Origin of the sequence: Nocardia sp. NPDC058176, from assembly GCF_042883805.1 — a bacterium.
GTDB lineage: Bacteria > Actinomycetota > Actinomycetes > Mycobacteriales > Mycobacteriaceae > Nocardia.
In genome coordinates this window covers 246,962-272,403 of sequence record NZ_JBHVVA010000004.1, presented here as the reverse complement: position 1 = coordinate 272,403, position 25,442 = coordinate 246,962, and the positions used below count along the sequence as shown (strand labels likewise).

Genomic DNA, 25,442 nt, shown 5'->3' with positions numbered 1-25,442 from the left:
GTGGAGTACTCACGCCCCCGCGGCGGTCCGCGGCTCGCGACGCGCCCACGCGCCGGGGTCGGAAACCAGCTCGGCGATGAAGCCCGGCAGCTGGTTGTCGGCGATATCGGCGATGGCGACGTTCTCGAGCACGGCGCGGATGTTCACCCGCAGCGCGATCCACACCTGCTGCAGCGGTTCGGCCGCGCCCGGGTAGCGCACGTCCTCCGGCCGCTGCCCGCGCACCGAGGCCAGCGGCGATTCCACCGCGCGGATCACATCGGCCACCGAGATCTGCGGTGCGGGCCTGGCCAGGCGGTAACCGCCGTCGGGACCGCGCCTGCTGAGCACGAGCTCGGCCCGGCGCAGTTCGGCCAGCACCGATTCCAGCACCTTCGGTGGGATCTGCGCGGCGGCGGCGATGGTCTCGGCCTTGAGGACTCCGTCGGCCGCGGCGAGCTCGAGCAACGTTCGCACCGCGTAGTCGACCCTGGCCGTGATATGCACGAAGTCGAACTTACGCGGTGCCGCAGGCGGTCAGGACGCAGGTGGCCGCGTCCAGCAAGGTCTTCTCGACCACTTCGTCGGCCGCGCCGGGCGCGAGCTCAGTCGACAGCAGGGCGACGCCGAGCACCTCGATGGCGGCCGACGCGCGCAGCCGCCGCTCGTCGGTCGGCTCGGGTCCGGCCAGCCACAGCCGCAATTCCCTGGTGGGTTCCATCAGGTCGGGGTATCGGTCGGCGATGGCGTTGACGATGGCGGCGGTGTCGCGCACGCACAGCGCGCCCGCGGCGCGGTGCCGGATCATCCCGCGCAGATAGGTGCGCAGCACCGCGCGGATACCCTCGTCGGTGTAGGGGACGGCGTCGATGTCCTCCACGATGCCGCGCATGTGATCGATGATCGGATCGATGATCGCGAGGAGCAGGTCGAGCTTCGAGGCGTAGTGGTAGTACAGCGAGGCCTTTGTGATTCCCACCATATCGGCGACCTCGCGCAGGCTCGTCTGCTCGAAGCCCTTGGTCCCGAAAAGCTGGACCGCGGCGTCGAGAATCGCCTGCTTGGTGCCTCCACCTGCGGCGACGGTGTCGGTGGTGTGTCGGGCAGCCATGCGCAGATCTTCCCATCATTCGGTGTGACTCATCCGGCGCCCCCGAAATTGAGGTTGCCTCTCCACTTACCGCCTCGGTAGTCTACCTACCGCACGGTAGGCAGAAAACGACGATGTGGAGGCGGAACCGTCACGGGCGGACCGCGTGTGCTGTCTACGAGCCTGATCCCACCCGAGTTCTTCGCGCTAGGAGCACCCTCGTGTCCGTATACCTGTACAGATGGGGAAAGTTCGCTTTCCGCCGTAAATGGATCGTGTTGCCGGTCTGGCTACTGTTGTTCGTCCTGCTCGGCAGTGTCGGCTTCTCGCTCAGCAAGCCGATGAGCAACGACTTCAGCATGCCCGAGCTGCCCTCGGCTCGCGCCAACGAGATCCTCGACAAGCACTTCCCCGGTGCGTCCGAACAGTTCAGTTTCGACGCCGTGTCGGGCACCTACGTGATCGGCGCCCCCGAGGGCGAGAAGCTCACCGATCCGGCCAACCGCGCCGCGATCGACGCCTTCATCGCCAAGCTCAACGGGCTCGACATCGTCGCCACCGACCCCGACAAGCCGCTGACCAGCCCCGTCGTGATGGCCGAGAAGATGGGCTGCCTCGACAATCCGGACCCGGGAACGTGTTCCGGTGCCCCGCTCAACGTGTTGAACGAGACCGCGCCCGACACCGTCGGCGTGATCACCGTGCCGTTCGACATCGCCACCGTCACCGACGTGACCGACGCCGATCGTGACGCCGCCTTCGACATCGGCGCCGAAGCCCGCAACGCGGGCCTGACCGTCGAGGTCAGCGGCTCGATCGCGATGAAGCAGGAACAGCCGAGCGGCAAGTCCGAGCTGATCGGTATGGCCGTCGCGCTGGTCGTCATGGTCGTCGCCTTCGGCGCCATCGTCGCCGCGGTCGTGCCGATCGTCACCGCCATCGTCGGCCTCGGCGCCGCGACCTCGCTGATCATGCTCGGCACCTCGGTGATCGAAGTCCCCAGCTTCACCACCTTCCTCGCCTCGATGATCGGCATCGCGCTCTCGATCGACTACGCGCTCTTCATCGTCTCCCGGTACAAACACGAACTCGCCGTGCAGGATTCGGCCGAGGAAGCCGCGGGCACCGCACTCGGCACCGCCGGTTCGGCCGTGGTGTTCGCCGGTCTGACCGTCATCATCGCGCTCGGCGCGCTCGGCATCGTCGGCGTGGAGTTCCTGACCTTCATGGGCCTCGGTGGCGCCATCGCGGCCGGTTTCGCCGTGCTCACCGCCGTCACCCTGATGCCGGCCCTGATGGGCGCCTTCGGCAAGTCGCTGTTCAAGCCGAAGCTGCCGCTGGTCGCCCAGAACGACCCCGAGGACGACAGCACGGTCACCGTCGGCCAGCGCTTCGGCCGCCTGATCGGCAAGGGTCCGTGGATCGCGCTGGTCATCTCGATCGGTGCGCTCGCCGCGCTCGCCGCCCCGGCCATCAATCTGAACCTCGGCCTGCCGGGTGAAGACAGCATGCCGACCACCTCGACCATCCGTAAGGCCTACGACCTGCGGACCGAGGGCTTCGGTGAGGGCAGCAACGGCGTGCTCATGGTCGTCGCCGACCTCAGCGGCACCCCCGAGGGTGAACGCGACGACGCCGTCGGCGCGCTGCGGGCCAAGCTCGCGTCCTACGAGGGCATGGACTACGTCACCGAGCCGCAGTGGAACGAGAACAAGCAGGGCGTCATGCTCAACGGCGTCCCGAAGTCCGGTCCGAACAATCAGGACACCAAGGACCTGGTCGCCGAGGCGCGTGGCGCCGAAAGCGAGCTGAACGCGCAGTACGGCATGTCGTACGGCATCACCGGCACCACCGCCATCTACGCCGATGTCGACCACGTGCTGCTCAGCAAGATCCTGCCGTACCTGGCGATCGTCGCCGGTGCCGCGTTCGTCCTGCTGATCCTGGTGTTCCGCTCGATCCTGGTCCCGCTCACCGCGGCCCTGGGCTTCCTGCTCTCCATGGCGGCCACCTTCGGTGCGACCGTGCTGATCTTCCAGGAGGGCGCGTTCGGCCTGATCGAGGATCCGCAACCGCTGGTCAGCTTCATGCCGATCATGTTGATCGGCCTGGTGTTCGGTCTGGCGATGGACTACCAGGTGTTCCTGGTGACCCGCATGCGCGAGGAATTCGTGCACGGCAAATCGCCCAAGGACGCGATGGTGTCCGGTTACCACCACGGCGCCCGCGTGGTGACCGCCGCGGCGATCATCATGATCTCGGTGTTCGGCTCGTTCATCATGGAATCGGATGTCACCGCGAAGTCGTTCGGTTTCGCGCTGGCCGTCGGTGTCGCGATCGACGCGTTCGTCGTGCGCATGGTGATCGTGCCCGCGCTGCTGGTGATCATGGGCAAGTGGTCGTGGTGGATCCCGAAGTGGCTCGACCGCATCCTGCCCGACATCGATGTCGAGGGCGCCAAGCTCGAGGAGCTGCGCGCCGCGAAGGTCGATACCGAGAAGCAGCCGGTCCCGGTCGGCTGACCTGCGTCAACGCCAACGACCCCGCAATCCGTCACCGGATTGCGGGGTCGTGTTGTTTTCGCCACCGGCGTTAGCGGGTGCTTGATATCGCGCCGACCGGGCACCAGACTCGGGTCTATCTCGACCGGCTCCACCTCCCGATCCGCGCTCTGCACCGATCACGCGAGGAGTAATCCGTGTCCGTCTATCTGTACCGGTGGGGCAAGCTGGCCTTTCGCCGCAAATGGATCGTGCTACCCGTCTGGTTGCTGCTGTTCCTGCTGCTCGGCGGCCTCGGCGCCCAGCTGCAGAAACCGATGACCGACGACTTCAGCATGCCGAACCTGCCCTCGGAACGGGCCACCGAGATCCTCGACAAACACTTCCCCGGCATGTCGGAGGCCTTCGCCTTCGACGCCGTCACCGGTACCTATGTGGTCGGGGCGCCCGCCGGGCAGAAGCTCACCGATCCGGCGAACCGGGCGGCACTGGCCGGGGTCATCGAGCGGCTCGACGAGCTCGACATCGTCGATCACACCGAACCGATCGTCGATCCGATCGCCGCCACCGAGGAAATGGGCTGTCTCACCGAGCAACCCGACCCCTCGACGTGCAGCGGCGCGCCACTGAACGTGCTCAACACCGAGGCGCCCGACACCGTCGCGTTCTTCAGTGTCCCGTTCACCATCACCGACTTCGCCGACATCACCGCCACGGAACGCGAGGCCGCTTACGCCGTCGGCGATGCCGCGCGCGAAGCCGGGCTGACCGTGGAGATCAGCGGCACCATCGCGATGGAACAGGAGATGCCGAGCGGCAAGTCCGAGCTGATCGGTATGGCCGTGGCCCTGGTGGTGATGGTCGTGGCGTTCGGCGCGATCGTGGCCGCGTTCGTCCCGATCATCACCGCCATCGTCGGCCTCGGCGCGGCAACCTCGCTGATCTTCCTGTCCACCTCGGTGCTGTCGGTGCCGAGCTTCACCACCTTCCTCGCCTCGATGATCGGCATCGCGCTCTCGATCGACTACGCGCTGTTCATCGTCTCCCGGTACAAACACGAACTGTCGGTGCAGGATTCGGCCGAGGAAGCCGCGGGCACCGCGCTCGGGACGGCGGGCTCGGCGGTCGTGTTCGCCGGGCTCACCGTCATCATCGCGCTGGTCGGCCTGAGTATCGTCGGGGTCAGATTCCTGACGTTCATGGGTCTGGGTGGTGCCGTGGCCGCCGCGTTCGCCGTGCTCACCGCCATCACGCTGATGCCCGCGCTGCTCGGCGCGTTCGGCAAGTCGCTGTTCAAACCGAAGCTGCCGCTGATCGCCCAGCACGATCCCGAAGACGACAGCATCGTCACCAACGGCACCCGCGTCGCCAGGGTGATCGCCAAGTCGCCCGCGATCACGATGGTGCTGGCCATCGTGGTCCTCGGCCTGCTCGCCGCGCCCGCGGTCAACCTGAATCTCGGCCTGCCCGGCGAGGACAGCCTGCCCAAGACGAGCACGGTCCGCAAGGCCTACGACCTGCGCACCGAGGGCTTCGGCGAGGGCAGCAACGGCGTGCTGCAGGTGGCCGTCGATCTCAGCGACACCCCCGCAGACCAGCGTCCGGAAGCGTTGGACGCCTTGCGCGCCCAGCTCGCCTCCTACCCCGACATGGATCTGGTCACCGAGCCGCAGATGAGTCAGGACGGCGCGGGCGCGCTGCTCAACGGGATCCCCAAGTCCGGTCCCAACGCCCAGTCCACCAAGGATCTCGTGCAGTCAGCGCGCGATGCCGAGGCGGACTTGAACGAGCGATACAACATGTCCTACGGCATCACCGGCACCACCGCGATCTACGCCGACATCGACCACGTGCTGCTGAGCAAGATCGTCCCCTACATGGCGATCGTGGCGGGCGCGGCATTCATCCTGCTGATCCTGGTGTTCCGCTCGATCCTGGTCCCGCTCACCGCCGCGCTCGGCTTCCTGCTGTCGATGGCGGCGACCTTCGGCGCGACCGTGCTGATCTTCCAGGAGGGCAAGCTCGGCCTGATCGAGGAGCCACATCCGCTGGTCAGCTTCCTGCCGATCATGTTGATCGGCTTGGTATTCGGCCTCGCGATGGACTACCAGGTGTTCCTGGTGACCCGCATGCGCGAGGAATTCGTGCACGGCTCGACCCCCACCGAGGCCGTGGTCAAGGGCTACCACCACGGTGCCCGCGTGGTGACCGCCGCGGCGATCATCATGATCTCGGTGTTCGGCTCGTTCCTGCTCGAAACCGATGTCACCGCGAAGTCGATGGGCTTCGCGCTCGCCGCCGGCGTGGCGCTGGACGCCTTCGTCGTGCGAATGGTGCTGATCCCCGCGCTGCTCGTGCTGCTCGGCAAGTGGGCGTGGTGGATGCCCAAGTGGCTGGACAAGATCGTGCCCGACATCGATGTGGAGGGCGCTCGCCTTCGGGAGCTGCAACCGCAGAAGACGCCCGTCGACGCGCGTCCATGACGCCGAGCTGAAGGAAGGGGCTGTCCGGCTACCGGGCAGCCCCTTTTTCGCGTTCGAGGCTTGCGGCGCTTATTGACTCGGCTGCGGAACCTGGCACTGCGTGACCCGCGGATTGAGACCCACGTAGTTGGCGGGACCCGCCGCCGCCGTCACCGCGATGGTCGCCCAGTCCGCGCATTCGCGAGGCAGTTGCGCGAAATAGCTCCGCTGGCCCGCCGCGAGCAGCCCGACGGCCACCCACCCCAGCACGACAAGAACCAGAAGCTTCCCCCCGAGCCCGATCCCGGACTTCGCGGGTGGCGGCTGTCGCCCGCGCATAAGACATCGTTCCTTCCCGGATTTCGGTCCTCCCAGTCTATTACGTCCGGGCCCGCGGCCAGTGCCGTCCAGCGTGAACACCCGACGAAATGGCGGCCTCACCTGTATCGATCACGCCGCGGACAGTACCGCAGCACCGGCTACCCCGGATGATCTTGTGGCACTTGGCCGCACGGTCGTCGGGCTTTCGGGCCGGCCTGCCTCGCCCCGGCCGGTGGCTGGATGCCGTGGCGGATGGCGTTGGCGGCGTGGATTCCGAGGGCGAATTCCTTCAGGTTCTTCAACATGAATTCATCGTCCGAGCTTCGCGACGTCCGGAGAAGTGGCGTATATGACGACTATCGCTAAGATTCAGACATGGCTTCGACAGTGTCAGTTCTGGCGTACGACGGGATGACCGCGTTCGAGACGGGCATCGTCATCGAGGTGTTCGGCCTGACCTGGTCCGATATCGATCACCCCTGGTACGAGCTCACGGTGTGCACCGAGACGCCCGAGCCCATCCGGGTGATCGGCGGGGCGACGCTGAGCAGTCCGCACGGGCTGGCCGAGTTCGCTGCCGCCGACACCGTCGTCGTCCCGAGCGTCGCCGACCCGAGGGCCGAGACCTCACCCGCGCTGATCGAGGCACTCCAGCTGGCCCATCGCCGCGGCGCGCGGGTCGTCTCGATCTGTTCCGGCGCGTTCGCCCTGGCCGCCGCGGGCCTGCTCGACGGCCGTCGGGCCACCACGCATTGGCGCTACGCCGAGCTGCTACGCGAGCGCTACCCCGCCGTCGAGGTCGACCCCGAACCGCTCTACACCGACGAGGGCGACATCCTCACCAGCGCGGGCTGCGCCGCCGGCCTCGACCTGGCACTGCACCTGGTCCGCAAGGATCTGGGCAGCGCGGTGGCGAACGCGGTCGCCCGTCGCCTGGTCATCCAGCCCCACCGCGCGGGCGGCCAAGCCCAATACATCGAATCTCCCATGCCCCCCGAACCACTCGACGCCCCGATCGCCCGCAGTCTCACCTGGGCCATCGAACACCTCGCCGACCCGATCGGCATCCCCGACCTGGCCGACATCGCGGGCCTGTCCCCCCGCACCTACCTCCGCCATTTCGTCCGCTCGACCGGCACCACCCCGAGCAAATGGCTGATCGCCCAACGCATCCAAGCCGCCCTGGAAATGCTCGAAACCGGCGACGCCCCCGTCGAAGAAGTAGCCACCGCCGCCGGCTTCGCCACCCCCGTCACCTTCCGCCACCACTTCGCCAAGTCCCTCAAAACCTCCCCCTCCGCCTACCGCAACACCTTCCGCGCACGGCAGGGCACGGACATACCGGCTCAGTCCGCACCTCGCTGACGACGATGCCGGCATACAACGAAGCCCCCCACCTGAGTGAACAGGTGAGGGGCTTCTTGGCGGTGGCGGAGGGATTTGAACCCTCGGACGGGGGTTACCCGTCACACGCTTTCGAGGCGTGCTCCTTAGGCCGCTCGGACACGCCACCGCCGCCTACGATACCGGAGGGGGTGCGGGATCGTTAAATCGGCTGGTCAGCGCTGGGTTCGGAAGAAATCGTCGAGGAGGGCGGCGCAGTCGGGTTCGAGGATGCCGCCGCGGACTTCGGGGCGGTGGTTGAGGCGGCGGTCGCGCACGACGTCCCAGAGGGAGCCGACGGCGCCGGTCTTGGGTTCCCAGGCGCCGAAGACGACCTTGCCGACGCGGGCCGCGACCAGCGCGCCCGCGCACATCGTGCAGGGTTCGAGGGTGACGGCCAGGGTCGCGCCCTCGAGTCGCCAGCCGTCACCGTGCACGGCGGCGGCGCGGCGCAGGGCCAGGATCTCGGCGTGCGCGGTGGGGTCGCCGAGTGCCTCACGCGCATTGGCGGCCCGGGCGAGTTCGCGGCCTTCGGCGTCGAAGACGACGGCGCCGACCGGCACATCGCGCGGGTCGGCGTCGGCGGCGGCCGCGATCGCGGCGCGCACCATGTCGCGATCGGACACGGTTTCGGTGCTCACCTGGGCAATTTGTCCAGCACCGCCGCGAATTCGTCGGCGAAACCGAGCCGCTGGGCGATCATGCCGAGCTGCTCGTCGGGGTAGAGGTCGGTCTCGGCGAGGATCACGCTGAGGACCGGTTCGGGCAGGCCGAGGTCGGCGAGGACGCCGAGGTCGCCCTCTTCCCACGGTTCGACGTCGTCGAGTTCGTCGGGGTCGATGTCGGGGATCTCGACGTTGAGCGCATCGAGGACATCGGCGGCGATGTCGTAGTCGATCGCCGCGGTCGCGTCGGAGACGAGCAGCCGGGTGCCGCTCGGCGCGGGGCGCAGCACGATGAAGAACTCGTCGTCGACGTCGAGCAGCCCGAACACCGCGCCTGAGCTGCGCAATGCCTTCAGTTCGGTCTCGGCGACCGACAGATCGACGAGCGCGTCGTTGCTGAGGGGACTACACCGCCACGTGCCTTCTTCACGGACCACCGCCACCGCGAACCCTTCGATGTCGAAGTCGTCGTCCGACGTCGCCCTGTTCGTGCTCGAGCGCTGTGCTGCCATGGACCAAACGGTAGTCTGTCCCGCCCGTAATGATGAACTCGTGTGCCAATCTGTTCCGGTGACCCTCGACCCACGTGCTGCTGTCTGCGTCCTCGGAACCGGCCTGATCGGCGGCTCACTGCTGCGCGCCGCCGTCGCGGCCGGGTACGAGGCGTTCGGCTACAACCGCTCCGAGTCCGGTGTCGAGGCGGCGCGTCGGGACGGATTCGACGTCTCGGGCGAGTTGCCCGCGGTGCTTGGCCGGGCCGCGGCGGCCGACGCGCTGCTGGTGCTCGCGGTGCCGATGCCCGCGGTCGGGCACATCCTGGGTGAGATCGCCGTGCACGCGCCGCGGTGCCCGCTGACCGATGTGGTCAGTATCAAGGGACCCGTCGCCGATGCGGTGCGCAAGCAGGGCCTCGAGGCCGGTTACGTGGGCGGGCACCCCATGGCCGGCACTTCCGAATCCGGCTGGGCAGCAACCGATCCCGACCTGTTTCGCGGGGCTGTCTGGGCGGTCGGGGTCGATGAGGGCACGCGGGTCGAGCCGTGGCTGAGGGTCGTTAGGCTGGCCGTGGACTGCGGATCGGTCGTCGTTCCGGTCGTCGCCGAGGAGCACGATCGGGCCGTCGCGCGGATCTCGCATCTGCCGCATGTGCTCGCCGAAGCGCTGGCAGCGGCGGGCGCGGCAGGCGGTGAGCTGGCGCTCGGCCTGGCGGCGGGTTCGTTCCGCGACGGCACCCGGGTCGCCGGGACCGCGCCCGACCTCGTGCGCGCGATCTGCGAACCGAACGCCATCGCACTCGAGCAGGTGCTCGACGAGACCATCGACGCACTGGTGGCCGCCCGCGACGCACTGCGCGCGGACGGCACCCTCGGCGAACTTGTCGAGACGGGTTACCGCGGACGCACCGCGTACGAGGGCCGCACCCAGTGGGACATCACCGGAGTCACCCCTGGCGTCGGGGACTGGCTCGGCGAATTGCATCGAGCCGGTCAACGGGGTGGCGTGATCCGCGCCCTGTGAAGCCGACCGCCGCGACCGAGCAGAGTGGCGGGCTTTCGCACGCACGGCGAATCCTGTTCCGCGCCAGAAGCTCCGGCGTCAGACCCGCTCGGCCAGCCCCGGGTAGTCGAGAACGAAACCCTCCGGATCGACCGTCAGCGTGGCGCTCGAGACCGGCGAGAGCACATTGATGCCGTCGGCCGCGCTCGAGTAGGTGAGCTCGGCCTCCTGCACCAGCAGATCGGGCAGGCGCACGTAGACGACGGGGACCTGCACGTCACCGACGGCGTTCTGCAGACAGAACCGGCGGATCGGCAGCGTGTTGAAGAACGGGCTGAGCACCACGTCCACATCGAGCGCGCCCGCGAAGGTGGAGCGCACGTGCGAACCGCCCGCGTCGACGAGCCAGTAGTTCTCCTCGTCGCGCGAGATCGAGGCATGGCGTTCACCGGCGGCGGTGGTGGTGCGCAGCGACAACCGCCTGGTGGCGCCCGCCTCGTCGGTGACCAGATCGTAGGAGGCGCTGAACGCCGGGTGTTCGCTACTCGCGCTGCCGATCATCCGGCCCGCCGCCCTGATCCGGTTGCCGTTCACCGTGACGCGCACCGATTCCATCCGGGTGTTGTCGTGGGCACGCCAGGTGAGTACCGACGGCCACCGGGAGGGTGGTCGGTTCTCGGTGGGGCCTGCGGCCGGGCCCGGGGCTGGGGTCGTCACCTCTCTACGGTAAGCGACACCGGCCCCACCGCTGTACAACACGGGGCCATCAGACCAGCGAATCCCGCCACGCGGCGTGCAGCCCGGCGAAGCGGCCCTGCCCGGCGATCAGCTCCCGCGGTGCACCGTCCTCGACGATCCGGCCGCCGTCGAGCACCAGCACCCGGTCGGCGATGGCGACGGTGGACAGCCGGTGCGCGATGATCACCGCGGTCCGGTCGCGCAGCAGCGTTTCCAGCGCGTGCTGGACCTGCCGCTCGCCCGGGATGTCGAGACTGGAGGTGGCCTCGTCCAGCACGATCACCGCCGGATCGGCCAGGAACACCCGCGCGAAGGCCACCAGTTGACGCTGCCCCGCCGAGAGCCTGCCGCCGCGGGTACGCACATCGGTGGCGTACCCGTCGGGCAGCTGGTCGACGAAGGCGTCCAGCCCCACCGCCCGTGCGGCGGCGACGACCTCGGCGTCGGTCGCGTCGGGCCGGCCGAGCCGGATGTTGTCGGCGATGGTGCCCGAGAACAGATAGGCCTCCTGGGTGACCATCACGACGTGCCTGCGCAGCTCGGTGTCGACCAAGCGGCGCAGGTCCACCCCGTCCAGGGTGATCGTGCCGCCACTCGGGTCGTAGAACCGGGTGAGCAGCTTGGCCAGCGTCGACTTGCCCGCGCCGGTGGCGCCCACGAGGGCAACCACCTGACCGGCCGGGATGTCCAGGTCGAACTCGGGCAGCACCGAGATGTCGTTGTAGCCGAACCAGACCTGATCCATCCGCACCGCGCCGGTGGCCTTGTCGAGGGTGCGCGGGTCCTCGGGTTCGGCGACCGAGGGCTCCTCCTCGAGCACGCCGGAGATCTTCTCCAGCGCCGCCGCGGCGGACTGGTAGGAGTTGAACACCTGGGCCAGTTCGTCGAGCGGACCGTAGAACTGGTCGAGGTAGAGCAGGTAGGCGGCCAGCACGCCGATCGCCAGATTGCCCTCCATCACCTGCCAGGCACCGACCAGCAGCACGATCACCGTGGTCAGCTTGCCGATGAAGTTGGACAGGCCGACGTAGTCGCCGATGCCGCGGATGGCCGTGGTCGTCGCCCGCTGGTACTCGGAGTCCTCGGTGCCGAGTACCTCCTGGTTGCGGGCTTCGCGACGGAACGCCTGCACCGCCCGCATCCCGCTCATCGCCTCGACGAACTGCACGACGACGCGGGCGATCGCGCCACGGGTGCGCCGGTAGCCCGCCCGCTGCCGCCGCTGCGCCCACCGGGTGACCAGCACCAGCGGCACGAACCCGAGCAGCACGATCGAGGCGAGCAGCGGGTCGAGCCAGACCAGCAGGATCGCGATGGTGACCACGGACAGGATCGCGCCGAAGGCCTGGTTCAGCGCCCCTTCGAGCAGTTCCTGCAGGGCCTCGATATCGCTGGTGAGCCGGGTGACGACCTTGCCCGAGGTGTACTTCTCGTGGAACGCGACGCTCAGCTTCTGCGTGTGCTGGAACGCCCGCACCCGCAGGTCGAACAGCACCCGCTGACTGAGCGACCCGGAAGCCCGCAGGAAGCAGAAGGTGGTGACACCGGACAGCACGGTCACCGCGACGAAGCCGGCGACCGTCTGCATCATCGGCACCCAGTTGCCCTGTCGGCCCTGGCTGATGCCGTGATCGAGGCCGTAGGCGACGAACAGCGGCAGCGACACCTTGGCCGCGTTGTCGAGCAGGATCAGCACGAAGGTGAGCACGGCCTGTTTGCGGTAGGGCCGCACCAGGTCGAGCAGCAGCTTCCGGGATCGCCCGGCCAGCACCAGGTTTCCGGTACCGGTGACGGCGTCGTCCTCCTTGGCGATGCCGCGCCAGTCGGCCGCTAGATCGGATTCCTCCTGCGGCGCCGTGCTTTCCGGCGGCTTCGTGCTCGTCGTCATGATTCACCTCCCATCAGTTCGCGGTAGCGGCTGTTGCCGCGCAGCAGCTTCTCGTGCGTGCCCTCGGCGACGATCCGGCCGTCGGCGAGCAGGGCGACGCGATCGGCCAGCGCCGCGGTGGATGGCCGGTGCGCGACCAGCAGCGTGGTGGCGCCTGCGAGGACGGTGCGCAACCGATCCTGGACGCGCTCTTCGGTTTCCACGTCCAGCGCCGAGAGCGGATCGTCGAGCACCATGATCCGGCCGCGTTCGGCGGCGGTGTCGGCGATGAGCACCGCCCTGGCCAGCGCGAGCCGCTGCCGCTGCCCACCGGACAGACTCATGCCCTGCTCGCCGATCCTGGTGTCGAGTCCCCAGGGCAGCGCATCGACGAACTCGGTGGCCTGGGCGATGTCGAGCGCCTGGCGCACATCGGCGTCGGTGGCGCGCGGATCGCCCAGTGCCACGTTCTCGCGCACGCTGGCCGAGAACAGCACCGGCTCTTCGAAAGCCACCGTCACGACCCGGCGCAGGTCGGCCAGTCGCAGGGTGGCGATGTCGATGCCGTCGATGGTGATGGCGCCCGCGTCGACGTCGTAGAGCCGAGGGATCAGTTCCAGCAGCGCGGTCTTGCCACTGCCGGTGGCACCGACCAGCGCGACCGTCTCCCCCGGCCGGATGCGCAACGAGACATCTTCGAGCACAACGTGTTCCGGTCCGTCGTCGGCGCGCGGGTAGCCGAAGCGGACCCCGTCGATGACCAGTTCGCCACGCAATCCGGCAGGCAGTCGCGCCGGGCGCGGCGGGTCGGTGATGTCGAGCGGGGTGTCGATGATCTCCCAGAACCGGTCGGCGGCGGTGCGCGCCTCGAACAGTTCCGACAGCAGGAAACCGGTCCAGATGATCGGCCACTGCAAGAAGGTGGCCAGCGTGATGCTCGCGACCAACGTGCCGAGCGTCATCGTGCCCTGGCCCACCGCGTAGCCGCCGACACCGAGCGATATCGCGATCGCGACCGTCGGCAGCACCACCATGGCCGCCCACAGGGTGGCGTCGAGGCGCACCTTCTCCAGTTCGGTGCGTTGCAGTTCGCGTGAGAGTGCGGTGAAGCGCGCGCCGAAGAACCGGCCGCGACCGAGCGCCTTGAGCACCCGCACACCCTGCGCGGACTCCTGGGCGATGGTCGCCAGATCACCGGACTGGTCCTGCGAGCGCCGCGAGGCCACCTCGAACCGGCGCACGAACCGCACACAGAACAGCGTCAGCGGCAGCGAGAGCACCGTGAAGATCAGCCCGACCTGCCAGTTCATCGCGAACAGCGCGAACAGGCCGACCGGGAGAACCACGCTGTGGACGACGAGAAACGGTCCGGCGAAGGCCACGAACCGCCGGATCACCGCGAGATCGTCGATCGCGCGCGAGAGCAGCTGGCCGGACTGCCAGCCGTCGTGTCGCCCGATCGACAGCGCCTGCAGCTGGGTGAACAGCTTGGCCCGCATCTCGATCTCGAACAGCGTCGACGGCTTGGACACCAGCCACCGTCTGCCCCACATGCCGAACGATTCGAGCGAACCGAGCAGGAAGATCAGCCCGACCGGCAGGAGCAGGCCGACGAAGTCGCGGCGCGCGATCGGCCCATCCACCACACCCGCGATCACCAGCGGAATGGCGATCGCGGTACCGGTGGCGAGGATCGCGAGCACGTTGGCCGCGATCAGCGGCACCCGATGCTTGCGCAGATAGGGCAGGAACCGCCGCAGCGACCGCATTCCCCCGGTCGATTTCGGTGCGATCGGACCTGGTCTGTCGGCCTCCGTATCGGCCGCCGCCAGATCTAACGTGACAGACAAAAGCTCCCCCTTTGTGCCCGATGGATGGTGGGTTTCCGGAACGGACGCCCAGTGATGTTCGCACCGGGGTCCGACAAGTCGGTTCAACAAGAGTGGCACCGCACCCCATCCCGGAGCCACCGATTTTCCGGCCGCCCGGAGCAGGCTCAACCCACCCCCACCAGCCACAACCGGTCCCGATCCACACCACCCGGCAACACGACCCCGACTACGCCGGACGAACCGCGCACTCGGCCACATCCGACCTCCGAAGACAACCCGCGCCCCGTGCACTCCCTACCACCGGAGCAGCCGACCTCGAGGAGGCCTCGTTCGCGCCCGGCCCACCGATCAGCGGCCCGATACAATGCGCCGCAGGCGCGAGTAGCGGGCCGCTGATCGGTGGGCCCCAAGGGGGCGCGAACTCGAGCGCGCCCGCGCTCCAAAAAACACAGGGAGTTCTTTTGACGCGGATGGTCGGGTTGTTCGCCGGGATCGGTGGACTCGAACTCGGCCTCGGCAGGAACGGCTGGTCGACCGAGCTGCTGTGCGAGATCGACCCCGGCGCGCAGGGCGTGCTCGCGGCCCACTTCCCCGACACCCCGCTGCACGGCGACATCACCCGGCTGCGCTCCCTCCCCGCCGGAACCGAACTCGTCGCCGCCGGCTTCCCCTGCCAGGATCTCTCGCAGGCCGGCCGGACCGCGGGGATCACCGGGCGCCGTTCGGGTCTGGTCGACGAAGTGTTCCGGTTGGTCCGGCGGCAACGCGGCCCCCGCTGGCTGCTGATCGAGAACGTCCCCTTCATGCTGCAACTCGGCCGCGGTGCGGCGATGCGCCACATCACCACCGCGCTCGAGGAACTCGGATACATGTGGGCGTACCGGGTCGTCGACGGCCGCGCGTTCGGTTTGCCCCAGCGGCGTCAGCGCGTGCTGATGCTGGCCTCGCGGACCGAGGACCCACGTCCGGTCCTGTTCGGCGACGACGCCGGCCCCCGCGATTACGGTGACCCCGACCGCGATCCATGCGGCTTCTACTGGACCGAGGGGGTGCGCGGCCTCGGCTGGGCGGTGAACGCGGTGCCGACCCTCAAAGGTGGTTCGGGTCTCGGGATCGCCAGTCCGCCCGCGGTCCGGCTGCCCGCGGGCGAGATCGTCACGCCGGGCATCGTCGACGGCGAGCGATTACAGGGCTTCGACGCCGAGTGGACCGCGCCCGCCCTCGACGTGCCCGGCGTGCGGCAGGGACATCGCTGGAAGCTCGTGGGCAATGCGGTGAGCGTTCGGATGGCGAACTGGGTCGGCGAGCGACTGGCCGCGCCGCTCACACCGCTCACCGAGGGCGAGCCGCTGCGCCCCGGCCAACCGTGGCCGACCGCGGCCTGGGGTCGGGCGGGCGTGGTGCATCGCGTGCCGCTGTCGACCTGGCCGGTCCACGAGCCCTACGAGGACCTGAAGAACTTCCTCACCGACCCCCGATTGCTCTCGCCCCGCGCCACCGCGGGCTTCCTGCGCCGCACGTCCATGGGCAATCTGCGGTTTCCGCCCGGCTTTCTCGACAATGTCCGCGACCACCTCGACCGCATGGGCGGCTGGGCGGCATGAGCGCGCGGCGCGGCGTCGACCGGCCTTCGGACGAGTCTCCAGCGCCCTCGACCCCGGCGGTCTCGAACCGTCCCGCACCCATCGATGCCGCGACCAGGGCGCGTATGTCCAAGCAACGCCGCACCGGCACCGCTCCTGAGCTGGCCCTGCGCCGCGAACTCCATCGCGCGGGCCTGCGCTACTACGTCGATCGCCCGCCCATCAAGGGACAGCGCCGCCGCGCGGATGTGGTGTTTCCGCGCCAGCGAGTGGCGGTCTATGTCGACGGTTGCTTCTGGCATCGCTGCCCGGAACACGCCACCGATCCGAAGAACAACGCCCAGTGGTGGGCCGACAAACTGGCGGGCAATGTGGCCCGTGACCGGGCTACCGACGCCGCGCTGATCGCCGCGGGCTGGCAGGTGGTTCGGGTGTGGGAACACGAGGACCCGCTGGCCGCCGCCGAACAGATCGGCGCACTGGTTCGCGAGTGCCGCGAGCACCCCGTGGCCGGATCGTCGCGGCGCGGCGCTGTCGAGAAACCGGCTCGCGACGGCGGAGCCGGGCGGCAATAACCATGCCGGAGCACGGATCAGCCGAGGTCGGAGCGCTCGGCCGAGGCCGGTGGTCAGCGACGACGCGGGTCGCTGTGCACGCGAACCCGGACCAGCGACCGTGGCGCGTTGGCCGCGATGTAGCTCGACACCGCCATCGCCAGCACCGTGGCGAACCCTGCCAGTGCGATCACGTAGCTCATCTGGACCTCCCGATCGTTTCGGTAACCAGCCTGCCCGGTGAACCTGACAGCAACCTGTGCGCACTGTGATGAAACCACGCAGCAGCCGCCGACGCGCCCGATCCACCGGTGAACCCGCAGGTCGGCACCGGGCCGCACAATGGTCGGTGTGACCGAATCCGCGCGGCGCACCCGTGGCTACCCGCTGCTGATCGCGCTCGCGATCGCACTCGCCGGGCTCTGCTATTCGTCCTGGGTGCTCGAGTTCGTGCTGCCGGTCCACACCGATCCGGTCGACGACTTCCTCAGCGAACTCGACGCCGAGGGCAAGCCGTATCGCGCGGTGTTCGCGACCGCGGACAAGCTGTCCGGCCTGCTGCTGATCCCGGCGGCGGTGGGTGGACTGCTCGTCTTCCCGCGCCGCCGGCTGACCACGATCGGCTGGGTCGCGCTGCTGTGCTTCGGCGCCTCGACCATCGCCGACGCGCTGCTCCCCCTGCGCAACTGCGCTCCCGGCGACAGCACGTGCGGCGGTGACAGCGGCCTGTTCCCGCAGCTGCACCAACCGCACGCGCTGACCAGCTCGCTCGCCGTCACCTCGATCGCGGTGGCGGCCTTCGCCTTCAGCGCCGCGGCCTTCCGCTATCACCGCTGGCGCATCCTGCGCGAGTTCGGTGCCTGCGTACTGGTCCTCGGGTCGGCGGCGACCATCTGGATGCTGGTCGCCGACAACCTCCCCGGCAGCCACGCGCTCGGCATCGCCCAGCGCATCCAGGTCGGCTCGATGTCGGTGTGGCTGCTCGCCCTGGCCGCCGCCGTGTACACCGAAGCCGGGCAGCGAGCCGACGATCACCCGCGTGAGGATCGGCCGGATCCTCGATGACCTCGCCGATATCGAATTGCCGCCCACCACACGGTGGACCATTCTTGCTGTCGTGACCACAACTCGGGTGAACATTTCCTCTGCCTCCGATTTCGAAGATGTCGTCGGTTATTCGCGGGCAGTGCGGGTCGGCAACCATGTCGTCGTGAGTGGCACCACCGCCGCTGTGCCCGGTGGCGGCGCAGTCGGCGGTGACGACATCGGCGCGCAGGCCCGCGAGGTTCTGGCCCGGATCGGCACCGCGCTCGAGCAGGCGGGGGCCGGTCTGGGCGATGTGGTGCGCACCCGGATCTTCGTCACCGACATCTCCCGCTGGCCCGAGGTGGCTGCCGCGCATGCCGAGGTGTTCGGCGAGATCCGCCCGGCCGCCTCGATGTACGAGGTCGCCGCGTTGATCGCCCCCGGCCTGCTGGTCGAGATCGAGGCCGACGCGATCATCGCTGGCTGAATCCTCACACGCCGCCGCGTCCGGATCCGGCCGTCGATGGCGAAAATCGCACAGTTGTCCACAGGTTCGCGGTTATCCACAGGCAGGTTTCGAACCCGGCGTGAACGGCGATGTGGGCAGAGCCGGACAACTACGCTCGATCCCGTGACCAGCGAAACGGCTACTCCTACCGACCTGCTCACCCAGGTCGCCGCCTCCACCGCGCGCTTCGATACCGCGATCGGCACCCTGACCGACGCGGCGCTGGCCGAGCCGTCCCAGTTACCCGGCTGGACGCGCGGCCATGTCCTCGCCCACATGTCCCGCAATGCCGACAGCCTGCTGAACCTGCTGCTGTGGGCGCGTACCGGCATCGAGATCCCGCAGTATCCGAGCGTCGCCGTGCGCGATGCCGACATCGCCGCGGGCGCACCCCGCTCGCTGGCTGTGCAGCACGCCGATTTCACCGCCTCGGCGCACCGCTGGCAGGCGGTCGCCGGCACGATGTCCGATGCCGAATGGCACGCGCTGGTCCGCAATCGCCAGGGTGGTGAGCTGACCGCCGACCAGGTCCCGTGGATGCGCCTGCGCGAGACCGAGATCCACCACGTCGACCTCGATGTCGGCTACACCCCCGCCGACTGGCCGGCCGCCTTCGTCGCCCGCCTGCTTCCCGAAGCCATCACCGACCTCTCCGCCAAGGTGCTCCCCGAAGCCACCCCCACCTTCGACATCCAGTCCACCGATACCGATTTCATCGCCACCGTCGGCCCCGGGCGCCCGCACCACACCGTCCTCGGCCCGGCCTCGGCCCTGCTGGCCTGGCTCCTCGGCCGCAGCTCGGGCAGCGACCTCACCGGGCCGCTGCCACCGCTGCCCGCCTGGAAATAGCGACCGTCAGCGAATGCCGATCTTCGGGTCGGTGAACCGGTTGGTGAAGATCTCCTCGGCCGTCAGCGCGGGCGGGATCGCCGCACCACCCGCGACCAGGATGGGCCGCAGTTCGTCGAGATTGCGCTGAGCGCGGGACAGGTCGTAGGTCCCGAAGGAGCCGTCGTCCTCATTGGCCAGCAGGCCGAGTTCGGTGAGCTGTTTCGCGGCGAACTCCGCCTGACCGGCGGGATAGGGATTGAACGCCGGTGTGCGGGAGACGATGTCGACGACCTTGGCATTGGTGTCGGCGGGCGCGGCGGCGAAGTCGGCGCCGGACTGCTGGATGATCGGCACCAGCTTCTCCAGGCACGAGGTGAGCCCGTCGATCTTGTCGGCGCGCACGGTGACATTGGAGGCGTAGGTGTCGAAGCCCACGTTCTTGATCAGGTCGTAGGCGACCGGCTTGTTCCACGCGCGCGCCTCGTGTTCGTAGACATAGGGTTCGGCGCTGGCGAAGCCCTGCTGGGCGATCGTGGGGTCGGCGACGAAACGGGCGGGCGCGCCGTCGTATCCGGTGTCGATCTGCGACTGCTTCAGCAGCCCCTTGGCCACCAGCCACTGCGGGAAGATCTGCTCCTTCGACACCACCACCGGAGCGTCCGACCGACCGATGTCGGCGATCGAGTGCCAGTCCGGGTGACTCGCCGGATCCCACATCAGAATGGAGGGACTGTATTTCAGCAGTGGCGTGACGGCGACGACCGACTTGGCCGCGCTCGCCGCGATCACCTGTTCACCGTGCACGACACCGAGGGTCACCGAATCGTCGACGTACATGCGCGAGGCGACGGACTGGAAGCCGATCGCCGGACCGCCGGCACGCAGCTGCAACCGCACGCCGGTGTCCTTGCCCCCGACGACCAGTGGGCCCTCGACCGACTTGGTCTCCTCGTCCACGCGGTAGCCGGGCCCGAGCAGCTGGAACAGCCCGCCCTGATCGGACTGCGGCTGCCACTGCATCTGAATGGTGACGGTGTCCGGGCACACCCCGCGTAGCGTCTGCGCGGGTGCGGCGGGTTCGAGCGCGACGGCCGCGCCCTCCTGATCGGCGGTGTCGCTGCCACAACCGGCGACGGCGAGCAGCGCCGTGAGCAGGGCGGCTCCCGTTGCCGCGGCGCGCCTGCGGGCCCGGGGACGGTATCGGTCGTTCAGCATGTCGATCTCCTCGCAGTCGTGTCGTTCTGCACGACGTCTACATGCAACTGCTGGGTCGTTTCGCGAGCGTTACACATTCACTACATGTCTGAACTTCCTACAATCCCGTAATACACAGGCAATACATGCAATGGACCGTGGAGGAATGACTCCAGCCTTCGCCGTACCCACCATCGACATCACCGCGTTCCGCACCGACGCCGACGACACTGCCCGGGCCGCCGTCGCGGCCGCGATCGACACCGCCTGCCGCGAGGTCGGCTTCATGCAGATCGTCGGCCACGGCATCCCCGACGACGCGATCGCCGGACTCACCGGTGCCCTCGACGAGTTCTTCGCGCTCCCGCTCGAGGTCAAGAAGCGCTACCGCCGCTCCACCTCGGAGAACCGTGGCTACTCGCCGCCGCGCTCGGAATCCCTGAGCCTGAGCCTCGGCCTGCCGACGGCGAACCAGATGAACGACTTCTACGAGGCGTTCATCGTCGGCACCCAGTCCGCCGATTTCCCCGAGCTCGACCTGCCCGCGTCCTCCTACGCCGCCAACAACTGGCCCGACGCGGCACCCGGCTTCCGACCCGCGATCGACACCTACTTCGCCCACGCCCAGCAGCTGTCCCGAATCCTGCTGCGCGCCTTCACCGCCGCACTGCACCTGCCCGCCGACCACTTCGACACCCTCACCGATCACTCCATCGACGCGCTGAAGATGAACAACTACGCCCTGCCCGAGGGCGAACTGCGCCTCGACGGCGACATGACCGGCATGGGCGCGCACACCGACTTCGGCATCCTCACCATCCTGTGGGCCGACCGCGTCCCCGGCCTCCAGGTCCTCGACAAACACGGCCACTGGCACGACGTCCAACCCGCCGAGGACGCCCTGCTCATCAACCTCGGCGACGCCATGGCCCGCTGGACCAACGACCGCTGGATGTCGACCATCCACCGCGTCGACCCACCGATCATCAACGGCCACATCCGCCGCCGCCGCTCCGCCGCCTTCTTCTTCGACGGCAACCACGACGCCGTCATCGAACCCCTCCCCGGCACCCTCGCTCCCGGCGAACAGGGCTACCCCCCGATCACCGTCGCCGAGAACATCACCGCCAAGGTCGCCGGCCTCAAGGGCGTTGCCACCCCCGCCCCCACCGCCCGCGAAACCGCCCGAGTCCTGGCCGCGACCCCGACCTGATCCACCCCTGCAGCCTGGAAGTCGGCGGCGGCCGATAGCCGCCGCCAAGAATTCCACAACCGACCCAGCCGATCATCATGTGCATGAAATCTCTTGCTGCACTTGGTATCAAGCTCGTCTCGGTCGTGGCACTCGCCAGCATCGGAGCCACCGTAGCCGCCGCCCCCGCGTCGGCCGGCCCGACCCTCTACGCCTCGATCGCCATCTCGAAAAAGACCGGCGCGACGGCTGCGTCGTGGAACTACCCGAGTCAGCGAGCCGCTGAGAGGGCCGCGGAGAAGGCCTGCAAGAAGAGCGACTGCGAGGCGTTCGTCACCGCCGCCAGCGGCCTCTGCGCCGCCGTCTCCCGCGCGACGAACAACAACTGGTCGTGGGCCCGTGACACCACCCGTGGCGTAGCCGCGGCGAACGCCGTCGGCGTCAACTCGGGCCCACAACCAAGGGTGGTCAGATCGGTGTGCCAGGACGCCGCCCTCGGCATCGGCGCCATCGAATCCTTCGGACCCGAACAACCCGAATGAGAAACGGCCCCCAGCATTTGCTGGGGGCCGATTCTTTGTGCGCCCGAAGGGATTCGAACCCCTAACCTCTTGATCCGTAGTCAAGTGCTCTATCCGTTGAGCTACGGGCGCATGGTGTTCAGTTGTTGCCCGGCGAACCGGGGTGTGGCGGAGGCGAGAGGATTTGAACCTCCGGTCCCCGTGAAGGGACAACTCATTAGCAGTGAGTCCCATTCGGCCGCTCTGGCACGCCTCCTGGAGCCTTCTCTTTCGAGGGCACCGGTCCTTGTCGAACCGCCGGGAATGAAGATTACACGAGCAGTCTTGGTAGTCCAAAACGCCTGGTCAATCAGCGTAAGTTGCTGTCGAACCAGTCGTAGATGCGGGTCTGGGAGTCGATCTGGATCGCGGCGGCGGCATCGTCGTCGGGGTCGGGGCGATCGACGCGGTGACCGAGGCCGGAGTAGCTGATGGTGAGACTGGCCACATTCGCGCGGGCGGTGGCGTCGCGGAGGCGGTCGACGGTCTCGGGCGGGGTGGCCGGGTCGTCGGCGCCGAACAGGCCGAGCCAGGGCGCCTGGAGATCGGCGGCGACGTCGACCAGGGCGGTGTTCTGGTCCGGCAGCGGCTCGATGATGCCGGGCGCGGCCACGCTCACCGCGGCACCGATCGGGCGGTTGGTGGCGACGAGGAAGGCGGCGGTGCCCGCGGTGTCGAAACCGAGGACGCCGATGGTGTCGGGGAAGACCCCGCGACGGGTGAGCCAGTCGAAGCCCGCGTCGAAATCGTCGAAGAGGTCATCGCCGAACACCTGGCCGACCTCCTCGTCGGCGATGCGATCGAACAGGTGCGGGGCGACGACGATCCAGCCCTCGAACGCCAGCGACTTCATCAGCTCGCGCAACTGGGGTGAGAACTCCCTGGATTCGTGCAGGACGACGATGCCACCGCGGGCCACGCGCTCCGGCTCGACGACGGTGATGGGCACGCCGGTGCGGCTCGCGGATCCGATCGTGTCCACGCCGCGCGCCTCGGCGGTGGGCTCCACCGACCGGAGTGGGGCGACATCGTCATAAGTGCCCGGCATAAACCCAGCGTAGGCGGCGGAACTGGACTTGGGTAGGGCTTGGTGGCCGCGCCGCGCGTCGCGGCGGCCGATCATCGTAGGGTGGAGGCGTGACAGCGCACATCCGGCCCGACCTCGCCACCATCCCGGCCTATGTTCCCGGCCGTAACCACCCCGATGCGGTGAAGCTCGCGTCCAACGAGACGACCTTCGGCCCGCTGCCCAGCGCCGCCAAGGCGATCGCGGAGGCCGCCGAGCAGGCCAACCGGTACCCGGACAACCAGGTCACCGAGCTGCGGACCGCGCTGGCGCGGTTCCTCGACGTCACCGTCGCCCAGGTCGCGGTGGGCTGCGGCAGTGTCGCGCTGTGTCAGGAACTCGTGCAGATCACCTGCGACGCCCCCACCGACGAGGTGGTCTTCGCGTGGCGTTCGTTCGAGGCGTACCCGATCGTCACGCAGGTGGGTAATGCCACCGCGGTGACGGTGCCGCTGACCGAGGGCCACCTGCACGATCTGGACGCGATGGCCGCGGCGGTCACCGAGCGCACCAAGCTGATCTTCGTCTGCAACCCGAACAACCCGACCGGCACCGCGCACGGGCGCGCCGAACTGGAACGGTTCCTCGACCGGGTGCCCGCGCACGTGCTCGTCGTGCTCGACGAGGCCTACTACGAATACCTGCGGCTGACCCCGCAGACGCGTCCCGACGGCGTCGAGATCGCGCGGACCCGGCCGAACGTGGTCGTGCTCCGCACCTTCTCGAAGGCCTACGGCCTGGCCGGGCTGCGCGTCGGTTACGCGGTGGGCGCGCCCGAGGTGATCACCGCGCTGCTCAAGGTGCACATCCCGTTCAGCGTGAACCGGGTGGCGCAGGCGGCCGCGATCGCGTCGCTGGAGGCACGCGGCGAGCTGCTCGATCGCACCGAGTTGCTGGTGGCCGAGCGCGGCCGGGTGCGCGAGGCGTTGCTCGCCGCGGGCTACGCGGTGCCGCCGAGCGAGGCCAATTTCGTGTGGCTGCCGCTGGGTGCGCGCACCGTTGAATTCGCCGAGGCCAGTGCGGCCGCGGGGGTGCTGGTCCGGCCGTTCGCCGGCGACGGTGTGCGGGTGACGATCGGCGATCCGCACGAGAACGACCAGTTCCTCGCCTTCGCCACGGCACCGGAAACGGCCGCCCGATTCCGTTAGGCCGGCACACGGTCAGCATCCCTTGACGTGAGTCCGGGTGGCATTACCGCGATTTCGAGCACACTGTCAGCACACCGGTCGTAGGCTGATCCCACGCTGATTTCGGTGGACCCCGCTGCCCGACCGGAGATGTACCGTGAACCAACGCTCTCGCCCTGCTGTCTGTGAAAAACGCACCACCGCAACCGCTTTGAACGACGCGAGCGAACTGGTCGCCGCCGCCCCCGACACCGCGCTGGACCGTCGGCTGCGCGAATGCGACGAGTTCTTCCGCAACCCCGAACTCGGGCACCTACCCACCCAGCGACGCCTCGGCGCACTCGCCGAACTGCGCGAAACCGGCACCTACCGGCAGACCGCCGAAGAGATCCTGATCGGCGCGAAACTGGCCTGGCGCAACCACGCTCGCTGTGTGGGCCGCAAACATTGGCGGTCACTGAAACTCCTCGACGCGCGCCGGGTCACCACCGCGCGCGAACTGTCCGAAGTGTGCTGGCAGCACATGCGATTGGCCACCAATGGCGGCGCCATCCAGTCGATGATCACGGTCGGCCCACCGCGCGAACCCGGCGGTGCCGAATACCGCATCGAGAGTTCGCAGTTGATCCGCTACGCCGGCTACCGCAACGGCGACGGCACCGTCACCGGCGATCCGGCCAATATCGCCGCCACCGAGCAGGCGCTGGCGCTGGGCTGGCACGGCGAGCGCACCCCTTTCGACGTGCTGCCCGTGTTGATCAGCACGCCCACCGAGGAACTGCAGTACTTCGAGGTCCCGCGTGAACTGGTCCGCGAGGTCGAACTGAGCCACCCCGACTACCCGTGGTTCGCCGGGCTCGGCCTGAAATGGCATGCGCTGCCCGCGGTTTCGAACATGGATCTCGAGGTCGGCGGGGTCAGCTACTCCTTCGCCCCGTTCAACGGCTGGTACGTCGGCACCGAGATCGGCGCGCGCAATCTCAGCGACACCGACCGCTACAACATGCTCCCGCTGATCGCCGACATGATGGGGCTCGACACCTCCTCGGTGCGCACCCTCTGGCGCGACAAGGCCCTGATCGAACTGAATCACGCTGTCCTGCACAGTTTCCGCACGTCCGGTGTGCACATGGTGGACCATCACACGGTCGCCAAGCAGTTCTGCGATCACGTCCAACGCGAGGAATCCGCGGGCCGGACCTGCCCCACCGACTGGAGCTGGGTCAACCCGCCGATCTCCTCCGGGCTCACGCCCACCTTCCATCGCTACTACGACCCGCCCGACCTGGACGTGCGCCCCAACTTCGTCCGCAGGGACTGAGCGAACCCGGCCCTGACCGGGAGTGTTTGACCCTGAACCGTCCGGGTATTTGCTGCCACGTAGCTGATCACCATCAACCCAGCGGAGCCCGTGAGCTGGACCCATCGCGTCCGGAATCGGTGTCCTCCGCGCCCGGTAGGAGGGA

General features: G+C 68.6%; 24 protein-coding genes and 3 tRNA genes. 13 read left to right on the top strand and 14 right to left on the bottom strand.

All coding sequences use genetic code 11. From position 1 onward, the window contains the following. Positions 1 to 9: 9 nt before the first annotated feature. Positions 10 to 486, bottom strand: a complete 477-nt coding sequence (locus tag ACFVVM_RS22605; protein ID WP_387621522.1) for an RrF2 family transcriptional regulator — start codon at positions 484 to 486, stop codon at positions 10 to 12. A gap of 10 nt (positions 487 to 496) precedes the next feature. Continuing rightward, positions 497 to 1,090, bottom strand: coding sequence for a TetR/AcrR family transcriptional regulator (locus tag ACFVVM_RS22600; protein ID WP_387621520.1), 594 nt, complete (start codon positions 1,088 to 1,090; stop codon positions 497 to 499). A gap of 200 nt (positions 1,091 to 1,290) precedes the next feature. Between ACFVVM_RS22600 and ACFVVM_RS22595 the strand changes: the two genes are divergently transcribed. Together ACFVVM_RS22595 and ACFVVM_RS22590 are read left to right on the top strand one after the other, a co-directional pair. Continuing rightward, complete coding sequence (locus ACFVVM_RS22595) at positions 1,291 to 3,591, top strand: MMPL family transporter (protein WP_387621518.1); 2,301 nt, start codon at positions 1,291 to 1,293, stop codon at positions 3,589 to 3,591. A gap of 176 nt (positions 3,592 to 3,767) precedes the next feature. Next, positions 3,768 to 6,053, top strand: a complete 2,286-nt coding sequence (locus ACFVVM_RS22590) for an MMPL family transporter (RefSeq protein WP_387621515.1) — start codon at positions 3,768 to 3,770, stop codon at positions 6,051 to 6,053. A 69-nt stretch (positions 6,054 to 6,122) separates the two neighbouring features. On the opposite strand, the gene ACFVVM_RS22585 is transcribed toward ACFVVM_RS22590, so the two are convergent. Continuing rightward, positions 6,123 to 6,302, bottom strand: coding sequence for a hypothetical protein (locus ACFVVM_RS22585; protein WP_387621512.1), 180 nt, complete (start codon positions 6,300 to 6,302; stop codon positions 6,123 to 6,125). 426 nt (positions 6,303 to 6,728) lie between these two features. Between ACFVVM_RS22585 and ACFVVM_RS22580 the strand changes: the two genes are divergently transcribed. After that, positions 6,729 to 7,718: a helix-turn-helix domain-containing protein gene (locus ACFVVM_RS22580; protein WP_387621509.1), complete on the top strand. Its 990-nt coding sequence runs from the start codon at positions 6,729 to 6,731 to the stop codon at positions 7,716 to 7,718. A gap of 57 nt (positions 7,719 to 7,775) precedes the next feature. Here the strand turns inward: ACFVVM_RS22580 and ACFVVM_RS22575 are convergent. The 3 genes from ACFVVM_RS22575 to ACFVVM_RS22565 all read right to left on the bottom strand — a co-directional run bounded on the left by ACFVVM_RS22575 (position 7,776) and on the right by ACFVVM_RS22565 (position 8,913). Beyond that, positions 7,776 to 7,866: transfer RNA gene (locus ACFVVM_RS22575), tRNA-Ser, on the bottom strand. A gap of 46 nt (positions 7,867 to 7,912) precedes the next feature. After that, on the bottom strand, positions 7,913 to 8,347 hold the full coding sequence (locus ACFVVM_RS22570) for a nucleoside deaminase (protein ID WP_387622322.1): 435 nt from the start codon (positions 8,345 to 8,347) through the stop codon (positions 7,913 to 7,915). 26 nt (positions 8,348 to 8,373) lie between these two features. Continuing rightward, a complete protein-coding gene (locus ACFVVM_RS22565) occupies positions 8,374 to 8,913 on the bottom strand; it encodes a tRNA adenosine deaminase-associated protein (RefSeq protein WP_387621507.1) in 540 nt (179 codons plus the stop codon). Between the two features lie 58 nt (positions 8,914 to 8,971). Here ACFVVM_RS22565 and ACFVVM_RS22560 point away from each other — a divergent pair, with 58 nt between their 5' ends. Then, complete coding sequence (locus ACFVVM_RS22560; protein WP_387621505.1) at positions 8,972 to 9,919, top strand: prephenate dehydrogenase; 948 nt, start codon at positions 8,972 to 8,974, stop codon at positions 9,917 to 9,919. A gap of 78 nt (positions 9,920 to 9,997) precedes the next feature. On the opposite strand, the gene ACFVVM_RS22555 is transcribed toward ACFVVM_RS22560, so the two are convergent. Genes ACFVVM_RS22555 through ACFVVM_RS22545 form a run of 3 tightly spaced genes read right to left on the bottom strand, consistent with a single transcriptional unit; the run spans position 9,998 to position 14,272 of the window. Beyond that, positions 9,998 to 10,615, bottom strand: a complete 618-nt coding sequence (locus ACFVVM_RS22555) for a putative glycolipid-binding domain-containing protein (protein WP_387621502.1) — start codon at positions 10,613 to 10,615, stop codon at positions 9,998 to 10,000. A 49-nt stretch (positions 10,616 to 10,664) separates the two neighbouring features. Continuing rightward, entirely contained in the window at positions 10,665 to 12,524 is a 1,860-nt protein-coding gene (locus tag ACFVVM_RS22550) for an ABC transporter ATP-binding protein (protein ID WP_387621500.1), read from the bottom strand. After that, a complete protein-coding gene (locus tag ACFVVM_RS22545; protein ID WP_387621497.1) occupies positions 12,521 to 14,272 on the bottom strand; it encodes an ABC transporter ATP-binding protein in 1,752 nt (583 codons plus the stop codon). The genes ACFVVM_RS22550 and ACFVVM_RS22545 overlap by 4 nt, the downstream gene beginning before the upstream one ends. Before the next feature lie 533 nt (positions 14,273 to 14,805). On the opposite strand from ACFVVM_RS22545, the gene ACFVVM_RS22540 reads away from it, so the two are divergent. Together ACFVVM_RS22540 and ACFVVM_RS22535 are read left to right on the top strand one after the other, a co-directional pair. After that, positions 14,806 to 15,939: a DNA cytosine methyltransferase gene (locus tag ACFVVM_RS22540; protein WP_387622320.1), complete on the top strand. Its 1,134-nt coding sequence runs from the start codon at positions 14,806 to 14,808 to the stop codon at positions 15,937 to 15,939. Positions 15,940 to 16,043: 104 nt separating this feature from the next. After that, positions 16,044 to 16,493: a very short patch repair endonuclease gene (locus ACFVVM_RS22535; RefSeq protein ID WP_387621495.1), complete on the top strand. Its 450-nt coding sequence runs from the start codon at positions 16,044 to 16,046 to the stop codon at positions 16,491 to 16,493. Between the two features lie 53 nt (positions 16,494 to 16,546). On the opposite strand, the gene ACFVVM_RS22530 is transcribed toward ACFVVM_RS22535, so the two are convergent. Further along, on the bottom strand, positions 16,547 to 16,675 hold the full coding sequence (locus ACFVVM_RS22530; protein ID WP_387621492.1) for a hypothetical protein: 129 nt from the start codon (positions 16,673 to 16,675) through the stop codon (positions 16,547 to 16,549). Positions 16,676 to 16,823: 148 nt separating this feature from the next. Between ACFVVM_RS22530 and ACFVVM_RS22525 the strand changes: the two genes are divergently transcribed. From ACFVVM_RS22525 to ACFVVM_RS22515, 3 genes are all read left to right on the top strand, one after another. Continuing rightward, the gene (locus ACFVVM_RS22525) at positions 16,824 to 17,537 is read left to right on the top strand and encodes a DUF998 domain-containing protein (protein ID WP_387621490.1); all 714 of its coding nucleotides are present in this window, start codon (positions 16,824 to 16,826) and stop codon (positions 17,535 to 17,537) included. A 52-nt stretch (positions 17,538 to 17,589) separates the two neighbouring features. Then, a complete protein-coding gene (locus ACFVVM_RS22520) occupies positions 17,590 to 17,985 on the top strand; it encodes a RidA family protein (protein ID WP_387621488.1) in 396 nt (131 codons plus the stop codon). A 144-nt stretch (positions 17,986 to 18,129) separates the two neighbouring features. Continuing rightward, complete coding sequence (locus tag ACFVVM_RS22515; RefSeq protein WP_387621486.1) at positions 18,130 to 18,855, top strand: maleylpyruvate isomerase family mycothiol-dependent enzyme; 726 nt, start codon at positions 18,130 to 18,132, stop codon at positions 18,853 to 18,855. A 6-nt stretch (positions 18,856 to 18,861) separates the two neighbouring features. Here ACFVVM_RS22515 and ACFVVM_RS22510 read toward each other — a convergent pair whose 3' ends face one another. Continuing rightward, positions 18,862 to 20,052, bottom strand: a complete 1,191-nt coding sequence (locus tag ACFVVM_RS22510) for a nitrate ABC transporter substrate-binding protein (RefSeq protein WP_387621483.1) — start codon at positions 20,050 to 20,052, stop codon at positions 18,862 to 18,864. Between the two features lie 145 nt (positions 20,053 to 20,197). Here ACFVVM_RS22510 and ACFVVM_RS22505 point away from each other — a divergent pair, with 145 nt between their 5' ends. Further along, entirely contained in the window at positions 20,198 to 21,244 is a 1,047-nt protein-coding gene (locus tag ACFVVM_RS22505; RefSeq protein ID WP_387621480.1) for an isopenicillin N synthase family dioxygenase, read from the top strand. Between the two features lie 83 nt (positions 21,245 to 21,327). Beyond that, on the top strand, positions 21,328 to 21,765 hold the full coding sequence (locus tag ACFVVM_RS22500; protein ID WP_387621477.1) for a DUF4189 domain-containing protein: 438 nt from the start codon (positions 21,328 to 21,330) through the stop codon (positions 21,763 to 21,765). 38 nt (positions 21,766 to 21,803) lie between these two features. On the opposite strand, the gene ACFVVM_RS22495 is transcribed toward ACFVVM_RS22500, so the two are convergent. The 3 genes from ACFVVM_RS22495 to ACFVVM_RS22485 all read right to left on the bottom strand — a co-directional run bounded on the left by ACFVVM_RS22495 (position 21,804) and on the right by ACFVVM_RS22485 (position 22,831). Continuing rightward, positions 21,804 to 21,876, bottom strand: a tRNA-Arg gene (locus ACFVVM_RS22495). A 34-nt stretch (positions 21,877 to 21,910) separates the two neighbouring features. Further along, positions 21,911 to 22,000: transfer RNA gene (locus ACFVVM_RS22490), tRNA-Ser, on the bottom strand. A gap of 93 nt (positions 22,001 to 22,093) precedes the next feature. After that, a complete protein-coding gene (locus ACFVVM_RS22485; protein ID WP_387621474.1) occupies positions 22,094 to 22,831 on the bottom strand; it encodes a dienelactone hydrolase family protein in 738 nt (245 codons plus the stop codon). Positions 22,832 to 22,920: 89 nt separating this feature from the next. Between ACFVVM_RS22485 and hisC the strand changes: the two genes are divergently transcribed. Together hisC and ACFVVM_RS22475 are read left to right on the top strand one after the other, a co-directional pair. Continuing rightward, on the top strand, positions 22,921 to 23,997 hold the full coding sequence (gene hisC / locus ACFVVM_RS22480; RefSeq protein WP_387621471.1) for a histidinol-phosphate transaminase: 1,077 nt from the start codon (positions 22,921 to 22,923) through the stop codon (positions 23,995 to 23,997). A gap of 190 nt (positions 23,998 to 24,187) precedes the next feature. Further along, positions 24,188 to 25,297 (top strand): nitric oxide synthase oxygenase, encoded by a 1,110-nt coding sequence (locus ACFVVM_RS22475; RefSeq protein ID WP_387621469.1) that lies wholly within the window; start codon positions 24,188 to 24,190, stop codon positions 25,295 to 25,297. Positions 25,298 to 25,442: the final 145 nt, after the last annotated feature.